Origin of the sequence: Novosphingobium fuchskuhlense (assembly GCF_001519075.1) — a bacterium.
Taxonomy (GTDB): Bacteria; Pseudomonadota; Alphaproteobacteria; order Sphingomonadales; family Sphingomonadaceae; genus Novosphingobium; species Novosphingobium fuchskuhlense.
The window spans coordinates 218,008-239,436 of record NZ_KQ954246.1 but is presented as its reverse complement, the minus strand read 5'-3'; the positions used below and the strand labels follow the sequence as shown (position 1 = coordinate 239,436).

Genomic DNA, 21,429 nt, shown 5'->3' with positions numbered 1-21,429 from the left:
CCGCATTCCGCGCCCGCGAAAGGCAAGACCATGAAGGCCCGTATCGCATCCACGCTGCTCCCGCTCGCTGCTCTCGCGGTTCCGCTGGCGCTGGTCGCAGCACCCTCGGCCGCATCGGCCCAGTCGGTCACCAGCCCGGCGCGCAGCATCGCGATCTCGATCGGCCGCGGCCAGCTCGTGACCCTGCCCGGCAAGATGACCGATGTGTTCGTCGCCAACGACACCGTGGCCGACGTCCAGGTCAAGTCGACCAACCAGCTCTACGTGTTCGGCAAGGCCGGCGGCGAGACGACAGTATATGCCAGCAACGCCAACGGTGATGTGGTGTGGTCGGCCAATGTGCGCGTCGGCACCAATATCGACAGCATCGACCAGATGCTGAAGCTGGCCATGCCCGAAGCACACATCGTCACCTCGACGATGAACAACACGGTGCTCCTCACCGGCACGATCGCCGCGCCCGAGGATGCCGCCGAGGCTGAGCGCCTCGTGAAGGCCTTCGTCGACGACAAGACCAACGTGATCAGCCGCCTCAAGATGGCAACGCCGCTGCAGGTGAACCTTCATGTGAAGTTTGCCGAAGTGAACCGTTCGCTGATCCGCCAGATCGGCACCAACTTCACCACCATCGACGGCTCCAGCGGCTTCCAGTTCGGCCTCAGCCAGGGCCGCTCGCCGGCTTCCGCGATCAACATCGGCGCACCGGGCGCGGAACTGCCGCTCGGCATGGGCACGCAGACGGCGCGCACGTTCATCAATCCGGTGACGGGTGCGGAAGTCTCGAAGCCCGGTACCAGCGTCACGCCGCTGCAGGGTCAGTCGACTTTGGCGGGCCTCACCAAGCTGTTCGGTGTCAATGTGCTGGGCGCGCTCGATCTGGGCGAGACCATCGGCCTTGTCACCAGCCTCGCAGAACCCAACCTGACCGCGCTTTCGGGCGAGACCGCCACGTTCCTCGCGGGCGGCGAATACCCGATCCCGATCTCGACCGGGCTCGGCAACACCGCGATCGAGTTCAAGAAGTACGGCATCAGCCTCGCCTACACGCCCACCGTGCTCGCCAACGGGCGAATCTCGCTGCGCGTCAAGCCGGAAGTGTCCGAACTCTCGTCGGACGGCGCGATCATCAGCAACAGCTTCACCGTCTCCGCACTCACCGTGCGCAGCGCCGAAACCACGGTGGAGCTCGGCTCGGGCCAGAGCTTCATGATCGCCGGGCTGCTGCGCAACAGCGCGCAGAACACGATCACCAAGATGCCGGGCGCCGGCGATCTGCCGATCCTGGGCTCGCTGTTCCGCTCGACCGCGTTCCGCAAGGGCGAAACCGAGCTGGTCATCGTGGTCACGCCCTATCTCGTGAACCCGGTCGATGCGAGCGAGATCAAGCTGCCCACCGACGGCTTCAAGACGTCCACGGCGCTGCAGCAGTTCCTCGGCCACATGGAAGCGGACGGGGTCACCGGTGGCGATCGCCCCAAGCCGACCGAGAAGTCCGGAACGGTGCAGGCGAACGGCCCGAAGGTCGGCGCGCTCGATGAACCGGCCCCGAACGTCGCTGCGCCCTCCGCGGTGCCGGTCGTGCCGGCGGCTCCGCAGAAGACCTCGCGTCCCACCCGCAACCGCCAAGCCAACGCCGATGCCGCGCCCGGCTTCAGCTTCCAGTGAGAAAGGGCCAGTCCATGTCCAATCGTAAGCCCCGCATCGCTCTGCCCACTGGTGGCGCTGCCCGGATCCTGCTGCTGGCCGGCATGCTCAGCCTGCCGCTCGCCGCGTGCAACAGCCCGGCGACCGACATGAACCGCAGCCTCGACAGCGTGCGCCAGCCGGTCGTGCAGCGCACCAGCTTCGTTTTCGACGTGCAGACCCTCCCCGGCGGCGGCCTTGCGGTTTCCGAACAGCGCCGCCTCGCCGGCTGGCTCGATGCGCTCGATCTCGGCTACGGTGACCGCGTTTCGGTAGACGACCCCGTTGATTCCTCGCAGACCCGCGAAGCGGTCGAAAAGGTCGCCGGCCGCTTCGGCATGCTGCTGGCCGATATCGCCCCGGTCACCGAAGGTTCGATCGCACCCGGAACCGCGCGCATCGTCGTCTCGCGCACCGAGGCCAGCGTGCCCGGCTGCCCGGACTGGTCGGACAAGATCGACAACCGCACGAACAATGCCACCTCGCCCAATTTCGGCTGCGCGGTGAACGGGAACATGGCCGTGATGGTCGCCAACAAGGAAGACCTTGTTCACGGCGCGAAAGGCATGAGCACCACGATCACCCAGAGCAACAGCAAGGCGATCAAGTCCTATCGCGACCAACCGCCCACGGGCGCGCAGGGTCTGAAGTCCGTGTCCAGCAAGTCCACCGGGGGGAACTGATCGATGAGTGCGTCCTGGAAAACCACCAATCGCGACATGTTCGCGGCCTTCATGTGCGACGATTCCGCGCTCGATGTGCTGCGCCCTGTCACGGTCGACATGGGCTGGCAGCCGGAAAAGTGCAACAAGGGCGGCCTGCGCAACGCGATCCAGTCGCTCTCGATTGCCGCTTCGCCGGCGATCCTGATGGTCGACCTTTCGGAAAGCGGCGATCCGCTGAGCGATATCAACGCGCTGGCGGAAGTCTGCGAACCCGGCACCGTGGTCATCGCGGTCGGCCAGGTCAACGATGTGCGCCTCTACCGCGACCTCCTCGCCTCGGGCATCCAGGACTATCTCCTGAAGCCGCTGACGCCGGGCCAGGTGCGCGATGCGCTGGTTCAGGCCCAAGCGATCTTCGCCGCGCCCAAATCCGCTGACGGCAGCACGGCCAAGCGCCATGTCTCGACCGCCGTGGTCGGCACGCGCGGCGGTGTCGGCGCCTCAACCATCGCGACCTCGCTGGCCTGGCTGTTCAGCGCAGACCACCGCCTGCCGACCGCGCTGCTCGATCTCGACGTGCATTTCGGCACCGGCGCGCTCACGCTCGATCTCGAGCCGGGCCGGGGCCTCACCGACGCGATCGACAACCCGAGCCGCATCGACGGTCTCTTCATCGAACGCGCGATGATCCGCGCCAACGACAATCTGGCGATCCTCTCGGCCGAAGCTCCGATCAGCTCGCCTCTGATGACCGACGGCAGCGCCTTCGTGCAACTGGAGGAGGAATTCCGCCACGCGTTCGAAATGACGATGATCGATCTGCCGCGCAACATGCTGATCAACTTCCCGCATCTTCTGGCGGATGTGAACGTGGTCGTCGTGGCCACCGAACTCACGCTCGCCGGCGCGCGCGATGCGATCCGCCTGCTGTCGTGGCTCAAGACCAACGCCAAGCATGCCGAGACGATCGTGGTGGCCAACAAGGTCCACTCCGGCGTCGGCGAAATCAGTCGTTCGGACTTCGAAGCCTCGATCGAGCGAAAGATCAATTACGTCGTGCCCTACGACGTCAAGGCCGCTGCCAATGCGGCCAAGCTCGGCCAGACGTTCGCTGCCGCAAACCGCGGCAGCAAGGCCGGGGTGGTGCTGCGCGATCTGGGCAGCGCGATCATCGCCACCGGCAGCGACGGCGAAGTGGTCGACACCAAGGCCAAGGGCAAGGCGAAGGACAAGGCGGCGGACAAGGGCGGCGACAAGAATGGCGGCGCTCCGGGCGGCAAGACCTCGCTGCTCGGCAAGTTCGATTTCAAGAAGATCCTGAACTCCGGCAAGGCCAAGGCCGGAACCCCCGCATGATCCGCAGCCGGCACCCCCATCCCCACCAGGGGCTGGCGCGCCGGCGCGCAGACACTGAAAGACCTGGCAGGACCGCGCGATGAACATGATGCAACTCGTGATCCTTGGCATAGGAGCGGCGCTTGTTCTGGCGCTGATGGCGCTCGCGCTGAGCGGCCCCTCCGCCAACCGCGAGGCGTCGCGCCGCCTGCAATCCGTGCGCTTCCGCCATTCGGACAGTGCGGTCGACAAGGTCGAGGCGCAGTACCGCAAGGCCGTTGCCAACCGCAAACCGACCACCTTCAAGAAGGCCGGCTCGGGCTCGCGCATCGAGGCGCTGGCGCTGCGCCTGCACAAGACCGGCAAGGGCTGGACCCTCACCCAGTATCTCTACACCTCGCTGGGGCTGGGCCTCGGCGTGGCGCTGCTTATCCTGATCAAGACCGGTGCGCTGCTGCTCGGCCTCGGCGCGGGCGTGCTGGTCGGCGCGGGCCTGCCGCACTTCTTCGTCGGCCGCGCGATCAACAAGCGCAAGACCAGCTTCGTCGCCAAGTTCCCCGATGCGCTCGAACTGCTCGTACGCGGCCTGCGCTCGGGCCTGCCGATCACCGAAACGCTCGGCGTGGTCGCCACCGAATTGCCCGGCCCCGTGGGCGAGGAATTCAAGCTGGTGACCGACCGCATCAAGGTAGGCCGCACGATGGAGGAATCGCTGCAGGAAACGGCGAACCGGCTCGACATGGCCGAATTCAGCTTCTTCTGCATCACACTCGCGATCCAGCGCGAGACCGGCGGCAACCTTGCCGAAACGCTGGCGAACCTGGCCGACGTGCTGCGCAAGCGCGCCCAGATGAAGCTCAAGATTTCAGCGATGAGCTCGGAATCGAAGGCGTCGGCCTATATCGTCGGCTCGCTTCCGTTCATCGTGTTCGCGCTCATCTATTCGATCAACCCTGCCTACCTCGGCAAGTTCTTCGTCGACGAGCGGCTCATCATCGCCGGCCTTGGCGGCCTTACCTGGCTTGGCATCGGCGCCTGGATCATGGCGCAGATGGTCAACTTCGAGATCTGATGGGGAAACCACTGTGAACGTCAATCCCCCCACCGGCCCCACGCTTCTCGGCGTCGATGTCATCTACGTCGGCTCGATCCTCATGGGGATCGCAGCGGCCGCGATGCTGCTGGCGATCTACGCCGCCATCACCGTGCGCGATCCGATGGCCAAGCGCGTCAAGGCGCTCAACGAACGGCGCGATCAGCTCAAGGCCGGCATCGTCACCGTCAACGCAAAGAAGCGCCAGAGCATCGTCCGCCGCAACGAGACGACCGACAACATCAAGACCTTCCTCGAATCGCTGAAGGTCCTGCAGGACAGCCAGCTCAAGGAGATCCAGCAGAAACTGGCGCAGGCCGGCATCCGCAAGAAGGAATGGGCGGTCGCGGTCGTTCTTGCGCGGATGATCGGGCCGATCGTGCTCGGCCTGATCTTCGGCGTGCTGATCTACGGCGTGAACTACTTCCCGCTCTGGCCGGCCTACAAGAAGTTCGGTCTGTTCGCAGCCATGGTGATCCTGGGCTACAAGGGCCCGGACCTGTGGATCACCAACCTGTCCAACAAGCGCACCAAGGAAATCCGCAAGGGGCTGCCCGATGCGCTCGACCTGTTGGTGATCTGCGCCGAGGCCGGTCTGACCGTCGACAGCGCCTTTGCCCGCGTCGCCCGTGAACTCGGCCGCGCCTATCCCGAACTCGGCGACGAGTTCGCGCTGACCGCGATCGAACTTTCGTTCCTCACCGAACGCCGGCTCGCGTTCGAGAACCTCGCCTACCGCGTGAAGCTCGATTCGGTGAAAGGCGTGGTGACAACCATGATCCAGACCGAGCGCTACGGCACCCCGCTTGCTTCGGCGCTGCGCGTGCTTTCGGCCGAATTCCGCAACGAGCGCATGATGCGCGCCGAAGAGAAGGCGGCCCGTCTGCCGGCGATCATGACAATCCCGCTGATCCTGTTCATTCTGCCGACGCTGTTCGTCGTGATCCTCGGGCCTGCCGCCTGTTCGATCAGCGACAACTTCCTCAACCGCAAGGTGGGCTGATACCGGTGCAGTGGGGAGGGCTTGCCCCTCCTCGCCCGGGTTCAGGCCGGCTGAACCGTCTGCTCGATGGCGCCGAACACGGCGTGGCCCTTGGCATCCTTCGCCGCGATCCGCACGGTATCACCATATTTGAGAAACGGCGTGATTGCCGCACCGCTGCGAATGGTCTCGACCATGCGCTGTTCGGCGATGCAGGCATAGCCGCGCCCGCCTTCGCGCACCGGGCGGCCCGCCGTGTAACCGGCCTTGTCATCGGCATCGCGGTTTGAAACCGTGCCCGAACCGATGATCGTGCCCGCCCCGATGCGGCGGGTCTTGGCCAGATGCGCGATCAGTTGGCCAAAATCGAAGGTCATGTCCTCGCCCGTCGCCAACCGGCCGAACGGCCGCCCGTTGACATCGACATGCAGCGGCAAGTGCAGCTTTCCTCCGGCCCAAGCCGCGCCAAGGCCCTCGGGCGTCGCGAACACCGGCGAGAAATGGCTGGCAGGCTTCGACTGCACGAAACCGAACCCCTTGGCGAGCTCGTCCGGGATCAGGCCCCGCAGCGAGACATCATTGACGAGGCCAATCAGCCGGATGTGGCCGACCGCCTCGTTCGGCGAGACGCCTTGCGGGACGTCGCCGGTCACCACCACCACCTCGGCTTCCAGATCGCAGCCCCAACTCTCGTCGCCAAGCGTGATCGGCTCGCGCGCGCCACGCAGGTCGTCGCTGCCACCCTGGTACATCAGCGGATCGGTCCAGAAACTGGCCGGAAGCTCGCTCCCCCGCGCCTTGCGCACCAGCTCGACGTGGTTGACGTAGGCGCTGCCATCCGCCCACTGGAACGCGCGCGGCAGCGGTGCCGCCGCCTCGCGCTCGTGGAAGCGCTTCTGCGGGATCGCGCCGTGCTGCAGCTCCACCGCCAGGGCTTCTAGATAGGGCGCAAAGCGATCCCACTCATCGAGCAACCCCTGCATCGTCGGCACGATATGATCGGCATCGGCATACCAGGCCAGATCGTCCGAGACGACAATCAGACGGCCATCGCGCCGCTGCGGCAGGCTTGCCAGTTTCATGGGCTTTCCCCTTCGATGGTGCGCACCGCGTTCAGCAACTTGTCCAGCAGCGCTCTCAGCTTGGCCGTCTCGGCCGGCGAAAGCGCGGCGAAGATCTTTTCGTAGGTCGTCAGCGCGTTGGGCCAGATCCGGTCATACATCGCCCGGCCCTCGTCCGTCAGCCACAAGTGGTGCGAACGCCCGTCCGCCGCGTTCGGGCTGCGGGCTACGAGCCCGCGCTCACCCAGCATCTTGCACGCACGGTTGACCGCCACCTTGTCCATCAGCGTGGCGCGCACAAGGTCGCGCTGCGTCAGCGGTCCGGCATCGCCGAGCACCGCCATGATCCGCCATTCGGGGATCTTGAGTCCGAACTCGCTGTGATATTCGCCCGAGATCAGGCTGCTGACCGCGTTCGACGTGATCGCGAGGCGATAGGGAATGTAGTCGGCGAGTCTGGTGCTTTCGGGGCGGGTCTCAGCGTCAGCCATGCTCTGTTTCTAGGCCAGCGCGCGCCGCGCGCAAGCAAAAGCGCGCTCATGGCGAAGCGGCCCGCTCACCGCCCGGGTCATCGGGCCAGAATGCCGGCCATGATGAAGTCCACCGTATGCTCGCGGTAGCGGTCGCGCAGTTCCTCGGTCAGCGTGTCCTGATCGAAGCAGTGCCGCAGGACCAGCCGCGCCGAAAAGAACCGGTCCGCCGCGCCCGTCACGGTGAAATAGAACAGCTGCGGGTCGATCGGGCGGAACACGCCGGCCTTCACGCCGTCGCTGATGAGCCGGTCATAGGCCTTGTTGAGCGGCGCAAGATACTTGTCGGCAATCCGCTTCGCCTCGGCGGGATCGCTGTCGCGCACCAGCCGCATCAGCAGGCGGTTGAGATAGGGGAACGCATAATAGGTATCGACGCAGCGCGCGATGTGCTGCCTGAGCTTGGCCTCGGGGCTCATGTGGTCCTTGGCCAGGAGCGCCCCGACCGACTTGATGATCGCCACCATGTCCCGGTCGAGCAGTTCGCCCAGCATCCCGGCCTTGTTGCCGAAATAGTATTTCACCAACGCGGAATTGAGCCCCGAGCGCAGTGAAAGCTCGGAGAGCGAGATATCGACCTGGTCCCCCTCGCGCATGATCTGCGAGGCGGTTTCCAGCAGCAATTCCCGCGCACCGGCCTGTTCGGTCGTCACGCCGTCCCCGTTATCGGCCAATTTCGTCTGTTCTTTCATTCCCAGCCCGGCTCTTCCCACCACGGGTAAAACGAAGGCATATCCGAAGAAACGCGGCCCGGGTAGGCCGGAGCGCGCTTTTCGAGGAAGCTCGCCACACCTTCCTTCGCATCGGCCCCGCGCGAAAGCTGGTAGATCGCCCGGCTGTCGACGCGGTGGGCGTGCATCGGGTGCGGCTCTGCCGCATTGCGCCACAGCATCGCCCGCGTCATCGCGACGGAGACGGCGCTGGTGTTGTCGGCAATTTCGCGCGCCAGCGCATGGGCGGCAGGCAGCAGGTCATCGGGTGCATGGAGCGAGCGGACGAGGCCGCCGGCCAGCGCCTCTTCCGCACCGAACACGCGGCCCGTCATGCACCATTCAAGCGCCTGGCTCATGCCGACAAGGCGCGGCAGGAACCAGCTCGAGGCCGCCTCTGGCACAATCCCGCGCCGCGCGAACACGAAACCGAAGCGCGCCGCGGTGCTGGCGAGGCGGAAATCCATCGGCAGCTGCATGGTGGCGCCAATGCCAACCGCCGCGCCGTTGATCGCACCGATCACCGGCTTCTTGGAATTGAAGATGCGCAAGGTGCAATAGCCGCCCCCATCGCGCACCTTCACGTCGTTCAGCGGCACCTCGGTCGGATCGGAGAAAGGCCGCGCGCCGTCCTCCGGCGTCAGGTCCGCGCCCGCGCAGAAGGCCCTGTCGCCCGCGCCCGTCACGATCACCGCGCGCACGCTGTCGTCGGCATCGGTGCGGTCGAACGCGTCGATGATCTCGGTCATCATCGTGCGCGTGTAGGCGTTCATCTTGTTCGGACGGTTGAGCGTCAGCGTCGCGACGCCATCAGCCACATCGAGCAGGATCTGCGTGTATTCGGCCATCTGCGGCACTCTCCCAAGTCCTGCGCGCCCCCGTTTCGTGCGGGGACGCGTCAGGCAGTCACACTATCAGCGCGGCGCCATGCGGATCGCGCCGTCGAGGCGCACGTCCTCGCCGTTGAAGTAGCCGCATTCGATCATCGTCAGCGCCAGCTGGGCGTATTCCGGCGGCACGCCGAGGCGCTTGGGGAACGGCACCGAAGCCGAAAGCGCATCGCGCACGTTCTGCGGGGCGCCCGCCAGCAGCGGGGTGTCGAAGATGCCCGGCAGGATCGTGTTGACGCGGATGCCCTCGCTCATCAGGTCGCGCGCGATGGGCAGCGTCATGCCGACAACGCCGCCCTTCGAGGCGGAGTACGCCGCCTGGCCGATCTGGCCATCCTCGGCCGCGACCGACGCCGTGTTCACGATCGCGCCGCGCTCGCCGAACTCGTCCACCGGGTCCAGCGTCATCATGCCGGCCGCCGACTTGGCGATGCAGCGGAAGGTGCCGACGAGGTTGATCTGGATCAGCCAGTTGAAGGCCTCCAGCGGGAAGTGCTTGATCGAGCCGTCTTCCTTGCTGCGGCTGGCGGTCTTGATCGCGTTGCCGGTGCCGGCGCAGTTTACGAGGATGCGCTCCTGCCCGATCGCCGCGCGCGCCTTGGCAAAGCCGGCGTCCACGCTCTCGTCGCTGGTCACGTTCACTTCGCAGAACACGCCGCCGATCTCGGCCGCGACGGCCTCGCCCTTTTCCTTCTGCATGTCGAAGATGGCGACCTTCACGCCCTTAGCGGCCAGCGCGCGGGCTGTGGCGGCACCGAGGCCCGAGGCACCGCCGGTGACGACGGCCGAAATCGAACTATCAAGTTTCATGGCATTTCTCTCCTGAAATCATATGGTAAGCCCCTCCTGCAGGCGGGAGGGGGTTGGGGTGGGCTGTCACGCGCCACCCCGCAAAATCACATCATCTCGACAATCGTCACGTTGGCGACGCCGCCGCCTTCGCACATCGTCTGCAGGCCATACTTGAGGCCGCGCGCCTTCAGCGCATGGAGCAGCGTGGACATCAGCTTGGTGCCCGAAGCGCCGAGCGGGTGGCCCAGCGCAATCGCGCCGCCGTTGACGTTGAGCTTCTCCGGGTCCGCGCCGGTGTGCTTCAGCCAGGCCATCGGCACCGAGGCGAAGGCCTCGTTCACCTCGTAGAGATCGATATCGCCGATCTTCATGCCGGCCCGCTGCAGCGCGCGGTCGGTGGCGAAGAGCGGTTCCTCGAGCATGATCACCGGATCGCCCGCCGTCACCGTCAGGTTGTGGATGCGCGCCAGCGGGGTGAGGTTGTGCGCCTTCAAGGCCGCTTCCGAAACGATCAGCGCCGCGCTCGCGCCGTCGCAGATCTGGCTGGAGCTCGCCGCGGTCAGCAGGCCTTCGGGGCTGAGCAGCTTCACGCCCGCGATGGATTCCAGCGTCGCGTCGAAGCGGATGCCCTCGTCCACGGTGTGCATCGCCGGGCCGTCCGGCGTCTCGATGGCGATGGGCACGATCTCGCCGGCGAAGGCGTTCGCATTGGTCGCGGCAATCGCCTTGAGGTGGCTGGAGAGCGCGAACGCATCGAGCTGATCCTTGGTGAAGCCGTGCTTCTTCACGATCATTTCCGCGCCCATGAACTGCGAGAACATGATGCCCGGATACTTCTCTTCGAGGCGCGGCGACTTGTAGTTGCCCAGCCCCTCCTTCATGTGGAAGATCGCGGTCGAGCCCATCGGCACGCGCGTCATGCTCTCCACACCCGCGGCGATCACGATATCCTGCGTGCCCGAAAGCACCGCCTGCGCGGCAAACTGGATCGCCTGCTGGGACGATCCACACTGGCGGTCGATGGTGACGGCCGGCACCGAATCCGGCAGCCGCCGCGCGGCGAGGACGGCATTGCGCCCCACCTGCCCTGCCTGCTGCCCGCCCTGCGAGACGCAGCCCATGATCACATCCTCGACAGCCGCGCCATCGATCCCCGTCCGCTCGATCAGGGCATCCAGCGTCGCCGCCGAAAGATCGACCGGGTGAACCCCGGCCAGCCGCCCATTCCGGCGCCCGCCCGCGGTCCGCACTGCATCAACGATATAGGCTGTAGCCATGGCTTCCGACTCCCGCATGCGTTCGTTTAACTGAACGATTAAGGGGTGCGGGGGATGGGGTCAAGGGATTGGGGTGGCATGCCGTCGGCACTGCCCCACTGCATCACCACGGACTTGATCCTCGGTGATGCTTCGACATAAACTAATGTCTCACATCGCAAGCAAAGGCACGCACACGCGATTCAGATTGTCCTGAATGGCAATTCCCCTTGGATTACGTCATAACATTGAGCCTGCTACTCCGTGAAAGTGAGCTGGACATCATATGGCAAGCCTTCCTTATGTCACTTCACCAAAAAATGTTGATCGAGCATTGATGGGGATTAAGCACGCCGCAGTACCAGAAAGAGTCAGCCAAGATTTCGTCAAAACTATCTTAAAGATACCCGGTGGCTCTGGTGACCAAATGACTTCTTTTTTGAAAAAGATCGGTTTCACTAAATCTGACGGTACGCCGAGTGACCTCTATAAAAAATTCAGAAATCCTTCTCAGTCGGGACAAGCTGTAGCTGCAGCTATTCGCATTGCCTACGCACCCTTGTATGTGCGCAATGAGTTTATGCATGAGCTATCCGATGATGCTCTCTTGGGCCTAGTGACAGAAGAGACGGGGCAAGCTCACGACTCAAGCACGGTAAAGTTAGTCTGTGGATGCCTCAAGCAACTCAAGAATTTTGCGGACTTTTCCCCACCAAATGAAGAGCAATCTTCTGTACCAAGTTCGGCTCTAGCTCACGATTCTACGCCGCGAACACCGGTGGAGCCTTCCGTTTCGCCTCAAACGTTCGGACTTAACCTTGGCTACACAATAAACCTAAACTTGCCTGCGACATCCGATCCCGAGGTGTTCAACGCAATTTTCAAGAGCTTGAAGGAACACCTGTTGAGGCCCTCCGATGCCTAGCCGTCCCGACGGACTGATCAGGGCCTTCGGAATGAGTGGCCTTCAAATTGCGTCAGATATGTCGCGAATTGAACAACAATTTGGAATCGATCTAGGGTGGGCGCCGCACCGTGCGGTTGGTCGCAAGGCCGCGGAATATGAACAATTTGAAGCAGCACTCCGCACTGAAGCGTCGCGTATGTCAGAATTTTACGAGATTTTCTATTGCCTCGAGAATTCGATTAGACGACTAGTCTCGGACATAATGCTCGAGGCTGAAGGAGTAGATTGGTGGAATAGTGATCGTGTTGACGAAAAACGCATACGAGATCAGGTCACCCCTCGTCGCAAAAAAGAAGTAGATAGCGGCATTACGCCACGTTCAGATAATCTTATTGATTATACAACTTTTGGAGAATTATCTCAGATAATTACCGACAACTGGGAACTATTTGAGCCGGTATTTAAGTCAAAGTCCGCCGTAAGCAATGTTTCAAATCAGCTAAATCTGCTGCGCGGACCAATTGCACACTGCAACCCCACCGACGAGTTGGAACAGGACCGCCTAAACTTAGCGGTCCGATCTTGGTTCCGCATCATGTCTTAAATGAACGTATAAATTATCACCCCACCAACCGGTCCGTCCGCGCCGCCATTTCGCGCCACAGGCCATGCCCACCTAGCCCGGCCACGCGCCGCCCCAGTCGTTCGGCCCAGAAGGCATCGCCGCCGAATTCGCTGCGCCAGCCCATCAGGCGGCGGGTCAGGTGGTTGAGGGCGTACTCGATGGTGAAGCCGATGGCGCCGTGCATGCGGTGCGCGATGGGCACCGCGCGGTCCACGGCGATCCCCATGCGCAGCTTGGCGGCCGCGATCTCGAAGCTGGCGTGCCCGTAATCGAGCGCTGCGGCGCAGGCTGCGGCTGAGGCGTCGACGGCGGCGGCTTCCTCGGAAAACTCGGCCATGGCCTGCTGCACGGCCTGGAACTTCGCCAGCGCCCGGCCGAACTGGACGCGGGTGTTCACGTGATCGATGGCGAGCGTGAACGCCGCCTCCAGCGCGCCCGAGGCCTGCGCCACACGGGCAAAAGCGCCCAGCGCCTGCAGGTCCACGTCGCAGGCCGCCGTTGCCGCCGCCGCGCCGGTGAAGGTGACGGCATCCCACGGCTCGCCCGCAGGCGAAAGGCCTTCGTCAAAGCTGCAGGCATCGGCGCGGTAGAGCGAGAGCGTGCCGCCCTCCACATGCACCACAGCCGCAGCATGGCGGCCATAAGGCACGCGGCTGCCGGGGGCGGAAATCGAGACAAGGCCTTCCGGCGCGGCGATCCCCGCCTTCGCCAGCAGGTAATGCGCGATCACCGGCTCGGCCAGCGGCGCGTTCAGCGCATTCAGCCCGGCGAGGCGCAGCACGGCGAGCACATCGCCCCAATCGCCGCCGAAGCCGCCCGCATCCTCGGGCACCAGCAGCGTGGAGAACCCGGCCTCGGCCACTTGCGGCCAGGCCTCGGCAAAAGGCTTCCTCGCCAGATCGGCGAACAGGCCAGCGGCCATATCGGTGAGCAGAGTACGATTGTCGCTCATCAGCGCAGCCCCAAACCTTTAGCGATAATTCCGCGCAGCACTTCCGGCGTGCCGCCGCGCAGCGAGAAGCTCGGGCTCGCGACGAGGATCCACGAGAGCAGGCGCGAAAGATCGCTCTTCCCTGCAAGGTCCGCGTCCACCGCCGCCTGCACCGCGCGCGGCAGGGCCTGTTCGTAGGCGTTGCCGAGGTCCTTGACGATGGCCGCCTCGACCACCGGGTCCTCGCCTGCGGCCAGCTTGGCGATGGTCGACATCGACATCTGCCGCAGCGTCCACATCTCGGCCGTCAGTCGCCCGATCAGCTGCGCGGTCGGCGCGTCCGGCTCAGGCCCAACGGCGTCGATCAGCGCGACAAGCAGCATGTGGCTGGAGAGATAGCGCTCCGGCCCCGAGCGTTCGAGCGCGAGTTCGGCGACGACCTGCTTCCAGCCGTTGCCCTCGACGCCCACCAGCGCGTCGTGCGGCAGGAGGACGTCTTCAAACCAGATCTCGTTGAAGTGGTGCGTGCCCGTCATGTCGATGATCGGGCGGATGGTGATCCCCGGCGTATCGAGGTCGATCATCATCTGCGAAAGGCCGGTGTGGCGCTCGCTGCCTTCCTCGGTGCGCAAGAGGGTGAGCGCGGCGTGGCTCTTGTGCGCGCCGCTGGTCCACACCTTCTGGCCGTTGATGCGCCAGCCCTCGTTGGTCTTCTTCGCCGAGGTGCGCACGCTCGCAAGGTCCGATCCCGAGCCGGGTTCGGAGAGGCCGATGCAGGCGTAGATCTCGCCGCGCGCCATGCCGGGGAGATACTTCTCGCGCTGCGCCTCGGTGCCGTAGCGCAGGAGGAGCGGGCCGGTCTGCCGGTCGGCGATCCAGTGGAGGCCTGCCGGCGCGCCTGCCGCGAGCAGCTCTTCGAGCACGACATAGCGTTCGAGCATCGTGCGCTCGTGTCCGCCATATTGCTTGGGCCAGGTCATGCCGAGGAGGCCGGCGGCGCCGAGCGCCTTCGAAAACTCCTCGTCGAAGCTGAACCAGCAGTTGGCGCGCAGTTCGACCGGCCACTTGGCCTCATGCTGCGCCACAAGGTCGCGAACCTGTTGGCGCAGGGCGGGAATGTCCCCCTCGGGGAGGAACGGATGGAGCGGGAATATTTGCATCGCCGTCGTCACTATGGCAGCGCGCGGGCCATCGCAATCGCAAGATTGCTAGTGGAACCGCCCAGAGGGGCAATTGGGAGAGAAGCCAAGATGATCACCCCGTTCCTGCACGAAGAGCGCCGCGGGCGCGTCGCCATCCTGACCATGGACCGCGCCGAATCGATGAACGCGATCGGCACGCTGGAGGATTGCGACAACATCGTCGACACGTTCTTCCGCCTTGCCAACGACCGTTCGGTGAGTGCCATCGTGCTGACGGGCGCGGGCCGCGCGTTCTGCACCGGCGGCAACATCAAGGGCATCCGCGACCGCAAGGGCATCGGCCCGCTCGACCAGCCCGATTCGACCGCCGCGAACTATCGCCGCGGCGTGCAGCGGGCGACCCGCGCGATGCTCGACTGCGAAGTGCCGATGATCGCAGCGATCAATGGGCATGCCATTGGCCTCGGCCTTGATCTCGCTTGCGTGTGCGATCTGCGCCTTGCCGCCGATACCGCGAAGATGGCGGCGAGCTTCATCAAGGTCGGCATCATCCCCGGCGATGGCGGCGCGTGGACGCTGCAGAAGATCATAGGCTATTCGAAGGCGGCGGAGCTGTTTCTGACGGGCCGCACGTTCGATGCAGCCTATGCGCAGTCCATCGGCCTCGTCGGCGATGTCGTCCCGGCGGACCAGCTGCTGGAGAAGGCGATTGCGCTCGCGGAGGAAATCGCCGCCAACAGCCCCCGCGCCCTGCGCCTGACCAAGCGCCTGCTGCGCGAGGCCCAGCACGGCCGGGCCGGCGATGTGCTCGAGCTTTCGGCCGCATTCCAGGCCATCGTGCACGAGACGGCAGACCACAAGGAAGCCGTCAACGCGATCCTCGAAAAGCGCGCGCCGGTGTTTACGGGGGACTGACATGTCGTCAGGCGAGGCCGCCTTCATCGCCGCGCTGCGAGGCCTTGTCTCGCACCCGGCGGCACGCGGCCTTGCCGATGATTGCGCTGTGCTGGAATTCGGCGGCGAAACGCTGATCGTGACCCATGACATGATGGTCGAGGGGGTCCACTGGCTGCCGGAGCAGGACCCGGCAGACGTGGCCTGGAAGCTCCTCGCCACCAACCTTTCGGACCTTGCCGCCAAGGGTGCGGAGCCCATCGGCGTCCTCCTGGGCTATACCCTGACAGAGGACAACGCCCGTTTTGCCGCCGGGCTGGGCGAGGCGCTGGCCCACTTCGCAGTCCCCCTGCTGGGCGGCGATACCGTCCGCAGCCCCGGCGCGCAGACCGTGGGCCTGACCGCGCTGGGCCGCGCCACGTGCAAGCCGGTCCCCAGCCGCAGCAGCGCGCGGGCCGGAGACAGCGTGTGGATCACAGGCCCCGTCGGCGCGGCGATGCTGGGCTTCGAGGCGCTCTCGTCCGGTAACCCATCAGCCGACACATCCGTTTACCGCCGCCCCGTGCCGCGCCTTGCTGAAGGCCGTGCGCTGGCACCGCTGGTGACGGCGATGATGGATGTCTCGGATGGCCTGCTCCTCGATGCATCACGCTTGGCAGAGGCGAGCGGCGTGACACTCGCGCTCGATCCTCGTGCGATCCCGCTGCCTGCGGACCTGCCGAACGAGCGCGCGCGCGATGCGCTGAGCTGGGGCGACGATTACGAGCTTCTGTTTACCCTTCCGTCCGGCGCCGTGCCGCCCTGCCGGGCACATCGCATCGGCACCGTCCTGCCTCGCGGCGACGCCCCGCTGCTCCTCGGCGAGGCTCCGCCTGCAGGCCCGCTCGGCTTCGAACATTGCTGAATAATCACACACAAAGGCTTGCGGCATGAAAATTATGCACTAGCCTCCTGCCCCGACCCGCGAACGACGGGGACCGGCTGAAAACAGGCCGGTAATAAGAAGGGGGTGTCTGAAGTGAGTTTAACCGTAACCGCAATTGCATTGGGGCTGCTGGCCATTGTCTATGGCTTCATCACCAGTCGCCAGGTGCTCGGCGCTGATGCCGGCAATGCCAAGATGCAGGAAATCGCCGCCGCGATCCAGGAAGGCGCCCAAGCCTACCTGCGTCGCCAGTATACCACCATTGCCATCGTCGGCGTTGTTGTCGCCGTCATCGTCGCAGCAGCGCTCGGGCCGATCTCGGCCGTGGGCTTCGTCATCGGCGCGGTCCTTTCGGGCGTCGCCGGCTTCATCGGCATGAACATCTCGGTCCGCGCCAACGTGCGCACCGCCGCCGCCGCGCAGAAGGGCCTGCAGCAGGGCCTGACGCTGGCGTTCAACGCGGGCGCGATCACCGGCATGCTCGTGGCGGGCCTCGCGCTCCTCGCGATCGCGGTGTTCTTCTGGTACCTCACCGGTCCCGCCGGTTTTACCGTGAACGGCACCGACCGCACTGTCGTGCAGGCGCTCACTGCGCTCGCCTTCGGCGCCTCGCTCATCTCGATCTTCGCGCGTCTGGGCGGCGGCATCTTCACCAAGGCGGCCGACGTCGGCGCCGACCTCGTCGGCAAGGTCGAGGCCAATATCCCCGAGGATGACCCACGCAACCCCGCCGTGATCGCCGACAACGTGGGCGACAACGTGGGTGACTGCGCCGGCATGGCCGCCGACCTGTTCGAGACCTATGTCGTCACCGTCGGCGCCACCATGGTGCTCACCGCGCTGCTCCTCAAGAGCGCGCCCAACCTCCTCGATCTGATGGCCATGCCGCTGCTCATCGGCGGCGTCTGCATCGTCACCTCGATCATCGGCACCTATTTCGTCCGCCTCGGCGGCGGCAAGAACATCATGGGCGCGATGTACAAGGGCTTCCTTGTCACCGCCGTCCTCTCGGTTCCCGCGATCTGGTGGGCGATTGCCCACAGCCTCGGCGGCGATATGGAAGCGTCCATCGGCGGGCAGGCCTATTCGGGCCGTATCCTGTTCTATTGCGCGCTGCTCGGCCTCGTCATCACCGGCCTGATCATCTGGATCACCGAGTACTACACCGGCACGAACTACCGCCCGGTTCGCTCGATCGCCAAGGCTTCGGAAACCGGCCACGGCACCAACGTGATCCAGGGCCTCGCGATCAGCCTTGAATCGACCGCGCTGCCCACGCTGGTGATCTGCGCCGGCATCATCATCGCCTTCAAGCTCGCCGGGCTCATGGGCATTGCCTATGCCGCCACCGCGATGCTGGCACTGGCCGGCATGGTCGTCGCGCTCGATGCCTATGGCCCTGTCACCGACAACGCCGGCGGCATTGCCGAAATGGCCGGCCTCGATGATTCGGTCCGCGAGAAGACCGACGCGCTCGATGCCGTGGGCAACACCACCAAGGCCGTCACCAAGGGCTATGCGATCGGTTCGGCCGGCCTTGCCGCGCTCGTGCTTTTCGCCGCCTACACCACCGACCTCAGGGAGTTCTTCCCGAACCTCAACGTGTCGTTCAGCCTTGAAAACCCCTACGTCATCGTCGGCCTCCTGCTCGGCGCGCTCCTGCCCTACCTCTTCGGAGCCATGGGCATGACCGCGGTGGGCCGTGCCGCAGGTGACGTGGTGAAGGACGTGCGCGACCAGTTCCGCGAAAACCCCGGCATCATGACCTATGACGTGAAGCCGGACTACGCGCGGACCGTCGACCTCGTGACCAAGGCCGCGATCAAGGAAATGATCATCCCGTCGCTGCTGCCGGTGCTTGCGCCGATCGTGGTGTACTTCGTGATCGCTGCTGTCGCGGGCCAGGAGAACGGCTTCGCCGCGCTCGGCGCGCTGCTGCTGGGCGTGATCGTCGGCGGTCTGTTCGTCGCCATCTCGATGACCTCGGGCGGCGGCGCGTGGGACAACGCCAAGAAGTACATCGAGGACGGCCACCACGGCGGCAAGGGCAGCGATGCCCACAAGGCTGCCGTCACCGGTGACACCGTGGGCGATCCCTACAAGGACACCGCGGGCCCCGCCGTGAACCCGATGATCAAGATCACCAACATCGTCGCCCTGCTGCTGCTGGCAGCGCTGGCGGCGCAGGCGGGCCATTGATCCGGCCTTGATCTGAAAAGCCTTCAGGAAAAGCCCCTCCCTGACCGGAGGGGCTTTTTTTGTGCCTGCGACTGCGCCCTCCAGCGGCAGCACAAATCCGTTTCCTATATTCGCAGCCGATCCAATTTGCAGAGACTAGGCGTGTTAGAGTGTCATCTGCGACCAGCATGGCAGCCCTACAACATACAGATTGGTTTCCTTCTGTGCTGTTGAGCGAACTGCAGATTTAACGACTTGAATTGATGATATCGAGTTGGTTACGCCCCCGTAAGGCAGGATGGCTATATGTCGCATCGTTGCCGAAGGGATCGAGTGCTTGACGATGAATGAAGACCATGGGGTTCAGTCGCTTGCACCGCTGGCGTACCATGAACTGGTTGTCGCGCATCTGCGGAGCGAGGAACGGCACGCCTGGGAATGGTCGTCGTCCGGCGTGCTGACGCAGGAAGGGGCCAATGGTGCCCGGGGACGGAGTCGAACCGCCGACACCGTGATTTTCAGTCACGTGCTCTACCAACTGAGCTACCCGGGCATTGCCGTCGTGGGGCGCCGCAAGGGGGCGCTCCGCGCGTTGGAAGCGCGCCTATGGCGAAGGCTGTATCGGTTGTCCAGCCCCTAGATGACGAAATCTAGGCGTCCGGGTCGCCTTCCGGATCGTGGACCGGTCCTGGCAGGGCATAGCCTTCCTCCAGCCAGTTCACGAGATCGCGGTCGCGGCAGCGGGCCGAGCAGAACGGGGTGAAATCGGCCACGCGCGGTTTGCGGCAGATCGGGCAGCGGCGGCCGGAAGCCGCGATGGCGGGCGGGGCGGAGTCGGTCATACGGCTATGGCCTGCGCGAAGGTGGCGCTCGGCGCAAGGGCTGCATCTTCATGCCACTGGATGCGCCGGCCGGTGCGGCGGGTCAGTTCGGCCTCCCAGTCGGCGCGCATCGCGCGGCGTACGGCAGGGTGCGCGGTGAGCAACAGCACACCGGGCTGCGCCACACGCTCGCCCTGCCGCAGCAGGCGGCGCGCGGCGGCGGCCGCCGGGCTGCGCGCGAACCGCGCCACGAGCGAAGGGCGCTCCAGCCGCGAGACCAGCTGAACGAAGCCGAAGCCGTTCATGCCGGTGCGCTCGCCTTGCCAGCCCGTCCCGGCCCCCGCTCCCGCCAGCGCGGCGGCAAGCGCGGCATCGATGGCCTGGCGCTGTGCCTTCTCCGCCAGCGAAGGGAAATCGATGCCCACCGATCCGGCGATATCGAGCCGCAGCAACGCCTGAACGGCCGCCGGCACCGCCGCCAACGCCAGAGCGGGCAGCGGCGGCGGGCCATCGATGTCGATCAGGGTCATCGCCGGCGTGGGGCTGATCACGAGGCTGCCGCCGGCAAAGGAGACCTCGCCCGTCAGCGCCTCGGCCACGAGATCGTCCCACCCGGCCTCGGCAAAGGCGGTGCCATGAATGGGCACGCTGCGCACCGGGCAGGGCCCGGCCGCCAGTTCCTCCTGCAGCGAAGGGGCGGGGCGCGGTTCTTCTCGCGCCGCAGGGCGAACTTGCGGCAGCTTGGTGCGGCCCTTTTCGGCAATGGCGGACCGGGTCACGCGGACCATGACCGGACGCCCCTCGGTCAGCGCGGGATCGAAGCCTTCGCCCAGGGCCTCGGTGCCATCCGGCAGGCGCACCACGGCGCGGCGCGTGCCGGGAATGCGGCTGACGAGCCGCGCTTCGGCGATGGCCCCCACCCGCCATGGTTCATCCCAGACCACGCGTGCGGCCACGATCTCGCCCGCATCGACAAGGACCGCGCGGTCCTCGCCGATCCCCTGTTCGATGAGCCACTCAGGCAATCGCCAGCCCTGCCGCGCGCAGCAGGCGGCGCGTTTCGTAAAGCGGCAGGCCGACCACGCCCGAATGGCTTCCGGCCAGCCACGTGCAGAACCCCTCGGCGCTGCCCTGGATGGCATAGCCGCCTGCCTTCCCGTGCCATTCGCCGCCGGCGATATAGGCTTCGATCTCGGCGGGCTCGAGCCTCTTGAAACGCACGATCGTCTCGCTCAGCGCCTCACGCAGCAGGCCGTCCGGCGCAAGCACGGCGATGGCCGAGAACACGCGGTGCCGCCGCCCGGAGAGAAGTGCGAGGCAGGCCCGCGCGGTCTCCTCGTCCTCGGCCTTGGGCAGGATGCGCCGTCCCACGCCGACCACGGTATCCCCCGCAAGGATCACCGCATCGGGCGCCTGACCGGCCGCCGCCCGCGCCTTGGCCGCGGCAAGGCGCACGGCATGGGCGCGCGGCAGTTCGCCGGGCAGCGGGCTCTCGTCGATATCGGTCGCGACTACGCGCGATGCGGCGATGCCAAGCCGACCCAGCAGCTCGCGGCGACGCGGACTGGCCGAGGCCAGAACGAGTTCGGGTTGTGGTGAAGCCGACGGCACGGCGGCCGTCCCGGCCCTAGAAGCCGCCAGGCCCCGAACGGCCGGGCATGAAGCGATAGGTGATACGGCCCTTGGTCAGGTCGTAGGGCGTCAGTTCGACCAGCACCTCGTCGCCCACCAGCACGCGAATGCGGTTCTTGCGCATCTTGCCGGCGGTGTGGCCAAGAATCTCGTGCTCGTTCTCGAGCTTCACGCGGAACATCGCGTTGGGCAGGAGTTCGACAACCTGGCCGCGCATCTCGAGGAGTTCTTCTTTCGCCATAGGCGGGGTCGTCTGCCTTTTCGTGTGATCGGTTTCAACGCATCGCGGGCGCCAAATCGCGCCCATTTGCGGGGCGCATAGCGGCTAAGTCGCCAAAAGGAAAGCACCAAGCCGTTTGCTGCACTGCGACAAATTG

Annotated in this window: 22 protein-coding genes and 1 tRNA gene; 10 read left to right on the top strand and 13 right to left on the bottom strand. The window is 65.4% G+C overall.

Annotation, left to right across the window (positions count from 1 at the left end):
* Positions 1 to 30: 30 nt before the first annotated feature.
* From AQZ52_RS15070 to AQZ52_RS15050, 5 genes are all read left to right on the top strand, one after another.
* The gene (locus AQZ52_RS15070; RefSeq protein WP_082698237.1) at positions 31 to 1,665 is read left to right on the top strand and encodes a type II and III secretion system protein family protein; all 1,635 of its coding nucleotides are present in this window, start codon (positions 31 to 33) and stop codon (positions 1,663 to 1,665) included.
* 14 nt (positions 1,666 to 1,679) lie between these two features.
* On the top strand, positions 1,680 to 2,366 hold the full coding sequence (locus AQZ52_RS15065) for a CpaD family pilus assembly protein (RefSeq protein ID WP_082698097.1): 687 nt from the start codon (positions 1,680 to 1,682) through the stop codon (positions 2,364 to 2,366).
* Between the two features lie 3 nt (positions 2,367 to 2,369).
* Positions 2,370 to 3,704, top strand: a complete 1,335-nt coding sequence (locus AQZ52_RS15060; protein WP_067912775.1) for a pilus assembly protein CpaE — start codon at positions 2,370 to 2,372, stop codon at positions 3,702 to 3,704.
* 79 nt (positions 3,705 to 3,783) lie between these two features.
* A complete protein-coding gene (locus AQZ52_RS15055) occupies positions 3,784 to 4,755 on the top strand; it encodes a type II secretion system F family protein (RefSeq protein WP_067912772.1) in 972 nt (323 codons plus the stop codon).
* Between the two features lie 82 nt (positions 4,756 to 4,837).
* Positions 4,838 to 5,779, top strand: coding sequence for a type II secretion system F family protein (locus tag AQZ52_RS15050; protein ID WP_082698236.1), 942 nt, complete (start codon positions 4,838 to 4,840; stop codon positions 5,777 to 5,779).
* Between the two features lie 41 nt (positions 5,780 to 5,820).
* On the opposite strand, the gene AQZ52_RS15045 is transcribed toward AQZ52_RS15050, so the two are convergent.
* The 6 genes from AQZ52_RS15045 to AQZ52_RS15020 form a co-directional block, all read right to left on the bottom strand.
* On the bottom strand, positions 5,821 to 6,840 hold the full coding sequence (locus AQZ52_RS15045; protein WP_067912767.1) for a fumarylacetoacetate hydrolase family protein: 1,020 nt from the start codon (positions 6,838 to 6,840) through the stop codon (positions 5,821 to 5,823).
* Positions 6,837 to 7,310, bottom strand: a complete 474-nt coding sequence (locus tag AQZ52_RS15040; RefSeq protein WP_067912764.1) for a MarR family winged helix-turn-helix transcriptional regulator — start codon at positions 7,308 to 7,310, stop codon at positions 6,837 to 6,839. The genes AQZ52_RS15045 and AQZ52_RS15040 overlap by 4 nt, the downstream gene beginning before the upstream one ends.
* Positions 7,311 to 7,387: 77 nt before the next feature.
* Complete coding sequence (locus AQZ52_RS15035) at positions 7,388 to 8,023, bottom strand: TetR family transcriptional regulator (protein ID WP_240481691.1); 636 nt, start codon at positions 8,021 to 8,023, stop codon at positions 7,388 to 7,390.
* 14 nt (positions 8,024 to 8,037) lie between these two features.
* The gene (locus AQZ52_RS15030; RefSeq protein WP_067912758.1) at positions 8,038 to 8,907 is read right to left on the bottom strand and encodes a crotonase/enoyl-CoA hydratase family protein; all 870 of its coding nucleotides are present in this window, start codon (positions 8,905 to 8,907) and stop codon (positions 8,038 to 8,040) included.
* A gap of 66 nt (positions 8,908 to 8,973) precedes the next feature.
* Entirely contained in the window at positions 8,974 to 9,759 is a 786-nt protein-coding gene (locus tag AQZ52_RS15025) for an SDR family NAD(P)-dependent oxidoreductase (RefSeq protein ID WP_067912755.1), read from the bottom strand.
* Positions 9,760 to 9,845: 86 nt separating this feature from the next.
* On the bottom strand, positions 9,846 to 11,018 hold the full coding sequence (locus AQZ52_RS15020; RefSeq protein WP_067912752.1) for an acetyl-CoA C-acetyltransferase: 1,173 nt from the start codon (positions 11,016 to 11,018) through the stop codon (positions 9,846 to 9,848).
* A 265-nt stretch (positions 11,019 to 11,283) separates the two neighbouring features.
* On the opposite strand from AQZ52_RS15020, the gene AQZ52_RS18620 reads away from it, so the two are divergent.
* A complete protein-coding gene (locus AQZ52_RS18620; RefSeq protein ID WP_156424980.1) occupies positions 11,284 to 11,922 on the top strand; it encodes a DUF5343 domain-containing protein in 639 nt (212 codons plus the stop codon).
* A gap of 31 nt (positions 11,923 to 11,953) precedes the next feature.
* Positions 11,954 to 12,508, top strand: coding sequence for a Swt1 family HEPN domain-containing protein (locus AQZ52_RS18235; RefSeq protein WP_082698235.1), 555 nt, complete (start codon positions 11,954 to 11,956; stop codon positions 12,506 to 12,508).
* A gap of 16 nt (positions 12,509 to 12,524) precedes the next feature.
* On the opposite strand, the gene AQZ52_RS15015 is transcribed toward AQZ52_RS18235, so the two are convergent.
* Complete coding sequence (locus AQZ52_RS15015; RefSeq protein ID WP_067912749.1) at positions 12,525 to 13,481, bottom strand: acyl-CoA dehydrogenase family protein; 957 nt, start codon at positions 13,479 to 13,481, stop codon at positions 12,525 to 12,527.
* Positions 13,481 to 14,620: an acyl-CoA dehydrogenase family protein gene (locus AQZ52_RS15010; protein ID WP_067912746.1), complete on the bottom strand. Its 1,140-nt coding sequence runs from the start codon at positions 14,618 to 14,620 to the stop codon at positions 13,481 to 13,483. Before AQZ52_RS15010 ends, AQZ52_RS15015 begins: the two co-directional genes overlap by 1 nt.
* Before the next feature lie 90 nt (positions 14,621 to 14,710).
* Between AQZ52_RS15010 and AQZ52_RS15005 the strand changes: the two genes are divergently transcribed.
* The 3 genes from AQZ52_RS15005 (at position 14,711) to AQZ52_RS14995 (ending at position 18,620) form a co-directional block, all read left to right on the top strand.
* Positions 14,711 to 15,517 (top strand): crotonase/enoyl-CoA hydratase family protein, encoded by an 807-nt coding sequence (locus AQZ52_RS15005; protein WP_067912743.1) that lies wholly within the window; start codon positions 14,711 to 14,713, stop codon positions 15,515 to 15,517.
* Position 15,518: 1 nt separating this feature from the next.
* Positions 15,519 to 16,400 carry a thiamine-phosphate kinase gene (thiL, locus tag AQZ52_RS15000; RefSeq protein ID WP_067912740.1) on the top strand — a complete coding sequence of 294 codons (882 nt, stop codon included), beginning with the start codon at positions 15,519 to 15,521 and terminating at the stop codon, positions 16,398 to 16,400.
* 114 nt (positions 16,401 to 16,514) lie between these two features.
* On the top strand, positions 16,515 to 18,620 hold the full coding sequence (locus tag AQZ52_RS14995; RefSeq protein ID WP_067912737.1) for a sodium-translocating pyrophosphatase: 2,106 nt from the start codon (positions 16,515 to 16,517) through the stop codon (positions 18,618 to 18,620).
* A 456-nt stretch (positions 18,621 to 19,076) separates the two neighbouring features.
* Here AQZ52_RS14995 and AQZ52_RS14990 read toward each other — a convergent pair.
* The 5 genes from AQZ52_RS14990 to infA all read right to left on the bottom strand — a co-directional run bounded on the left by AQZ52_RS14990 (position 19,077) and on the right by infA (position 21,293).
* A tRNA-Phe gene (locus AQZ52_RS14990) sits at positions 19,077 to 19,152 on the bottom strand.
* 97 nt (positions 19,153 to 19,249) lie between these two features.
* Positions 19,250 to 19,441: a DNA gyrase inhibitor YacG gene (locus AQZ52_RS14985; protein ID WP_067912734.1), complete on the bottom strand. Its 192-nt coding sequence runs from the start codon at positions 19,439 to 19,441 to the stop codon at positions 19,250 to 19,252.
* Positions 19,438 to 20,445 (bottom strand): ribonuclease, encoded by a 1,008-nt coding sequence (locus tag AQZ52_RS14980; protein WP_067912731.1) that lies wholly within the window; start codon positions 20,443 to 20,445, stop codon positions 19,438 to 19,440. The genes AQZ52_RS14985 and AQZ52_RS14980 overlap by 4 nt, the downstream gene beginning before the upstream one ends.
* Positions 20,438 to 21,031 carry a Maf family protein gene (locus AQZ52_RS14975; RefSeq protein WP_240481689.1) on the bottom strand — a complete coding sequence of 198 codons (594 nt, stop codon included), beginning with the start codon at positions 21,029 to 21,031 and terminating at the stop codon, positions 20,438 to 20,440. The genes AQZ52_RS14980 and AQZ52_RS14975 overlap by 8 nt, the downstream gene beginning before the upstream one ends.
* A 16-nt stretch (positions 21,032 to 21,047) precedes the next feature.
* Positions 21,048 to 21,293 (bottom strand): translation initiation factor IF-1, encoded by a 246-nt coding sequence (gene infA, locus AQZ52_RS14970; protein WP_054120758.1) that lies wholly within the window; start codon positions 21,291 to 21,293, stop codon positions 21,048 to 21,050.
* Positions 21,294 to 21,429 lie beyond the last annotated feature (136 nt).

What these genes read in the sequence shown, in the direction of transcription:
- AQZ52_RS15070 (WP_082698237.1), top strand. Translation starts at nt 31, where the DNA reads ATGAAGGCCCGTATCGCATCCACGCTGCTCCCGCTCGCTGCTCTCGCG.
- AQZ52_RS15065 (WP_082698097.1), top strand. Translation starts at nt 1,680, where the DNA reads ATGTCCAATCGTAAGCCCCGCATCGCTCTGCCCACTGGTGGCGCTGCC.
- AQZ52_RS15060 (WP_067912775.1), top strand. Translation starts at nt 2,370, where the DNA reads ATGAGTGCGTCCTGGAAAACCACCAATCGCGACATGTTCGCGGCCTTC.
- AQZ52_RS15055 (WP_067912772.1), top strand. Translation starts at nt 3,784, where the DNA reads ATGAACATGATGCAACTCGTGATCCTTGGCATAGGAGCGGCGCTTGTT.
- AQZ52_RS15050 (WP_082698236.1), top strand. Translation starts at nt 4,838, where the DNA reads ATGGGGATCGCAGCGGCCGCGATGCTGCTGGCGATCTACGCCGCCATC.
- AQZ52_RS15045 (WP_067912767.1), bottom strand. Translation starts at nt 6,840, where the DNA reads ATGAAACTGGCAAGCCTGCCGCAGCGGCGCGATGGCCGTCTGATTGTC.
- AQZ52_RS15040 (WP_067912764.1), bottom strand. Translation starts at nt 7,310, where the DNA reads ATGGCTGACGCTGAGACCCGCCCCGAAAGCACCAGACTCGCCGACTAC.
- AQZ52_RS15030 (WP_067912758.1), bottom strand. Translation starts at nt 8,907, where the DNA reads ATGGCCGAATACACGCAGATCCTGCTCGATGTGGCTGATGGCGTCGCG.
- AQZ52_RS15025 (WP_067912755.1), bottom strand. Translation starts at nt 9,759, where the DNA reads ATGAAACTTGATAGTTCGATTTCGGCCGTCGTCACCGGCGGTGCCTCG.
- AQZ52_RS15020 (WP_067912752.1), bottom strand. Translation starts at nt 11,018, where the DNA reads ATGGCTACAGCCTATATCGTTGATGCAGTGCGGACCGCGGGCGGGCGC.
- AQZ52_RS18620 (WP_156424980.1), top strand. Translation starts at nt 11,284, where the DNA reads ATGGCAAGCCTTCCTTATGTCACTTCACCAAAAAATGTTGATCGAGCA.
- AQZ52_RS18235 (WP_082698235.1), top strand. Translation starts at nt 11,954, where the DNA reads ATGAGTGGCCTTCAAATTGCGTCAGATATGTCGCGAATTGAACAACAA.
- AQZ52_RS15015 (WP_067912749.1), bottom strand. Translation starts at nt 13,481, where the DNA reads ATGAGCGACAATCGTACTCTGCTCACCGATATGGCCGCTGGCCTGTTC.
- AQZ52_RS15010 (WP_067912746.1), bottom strand. Translation starts at nt 14,620, where the DNA reads ATGCAAATATTCCCGCTCCATCCGTTCCTCCCCGAGGGGGACATTCCC.
- AQZ52_RS15005 (WP_067912743.1), top strand. Translation starts at nt 14,711, where the DNA reads ATGATCACCCCGTTCCTGCACGAAGAGCGCCGCGGGCGCGTCGCCATC.
- thiL (WP_067912740.1), top strand. Translation starts at nt 15,519, where the DNA reads ATGTCGTCAGGCGAGGCCGCCTTCATCGCCGCGCTGCGAGGCCTTGTC.
- AQZ52_RS14985 (WP_067912734.1), bottom strand. Translation starts at nt 19,441, where the DNA reads ATGACCGACTCCGCCCCGCCCGCCATCGCGGCTTCCGGCCGCCGCTGC.
- infA (WP_054120758.1), bottom strand. Translation starts at nt 21,293, where the DNA reads ATGGCGAAAGAAGAACTCCTCGAGATGCGCGGCCAGGTTGTCGAACTC.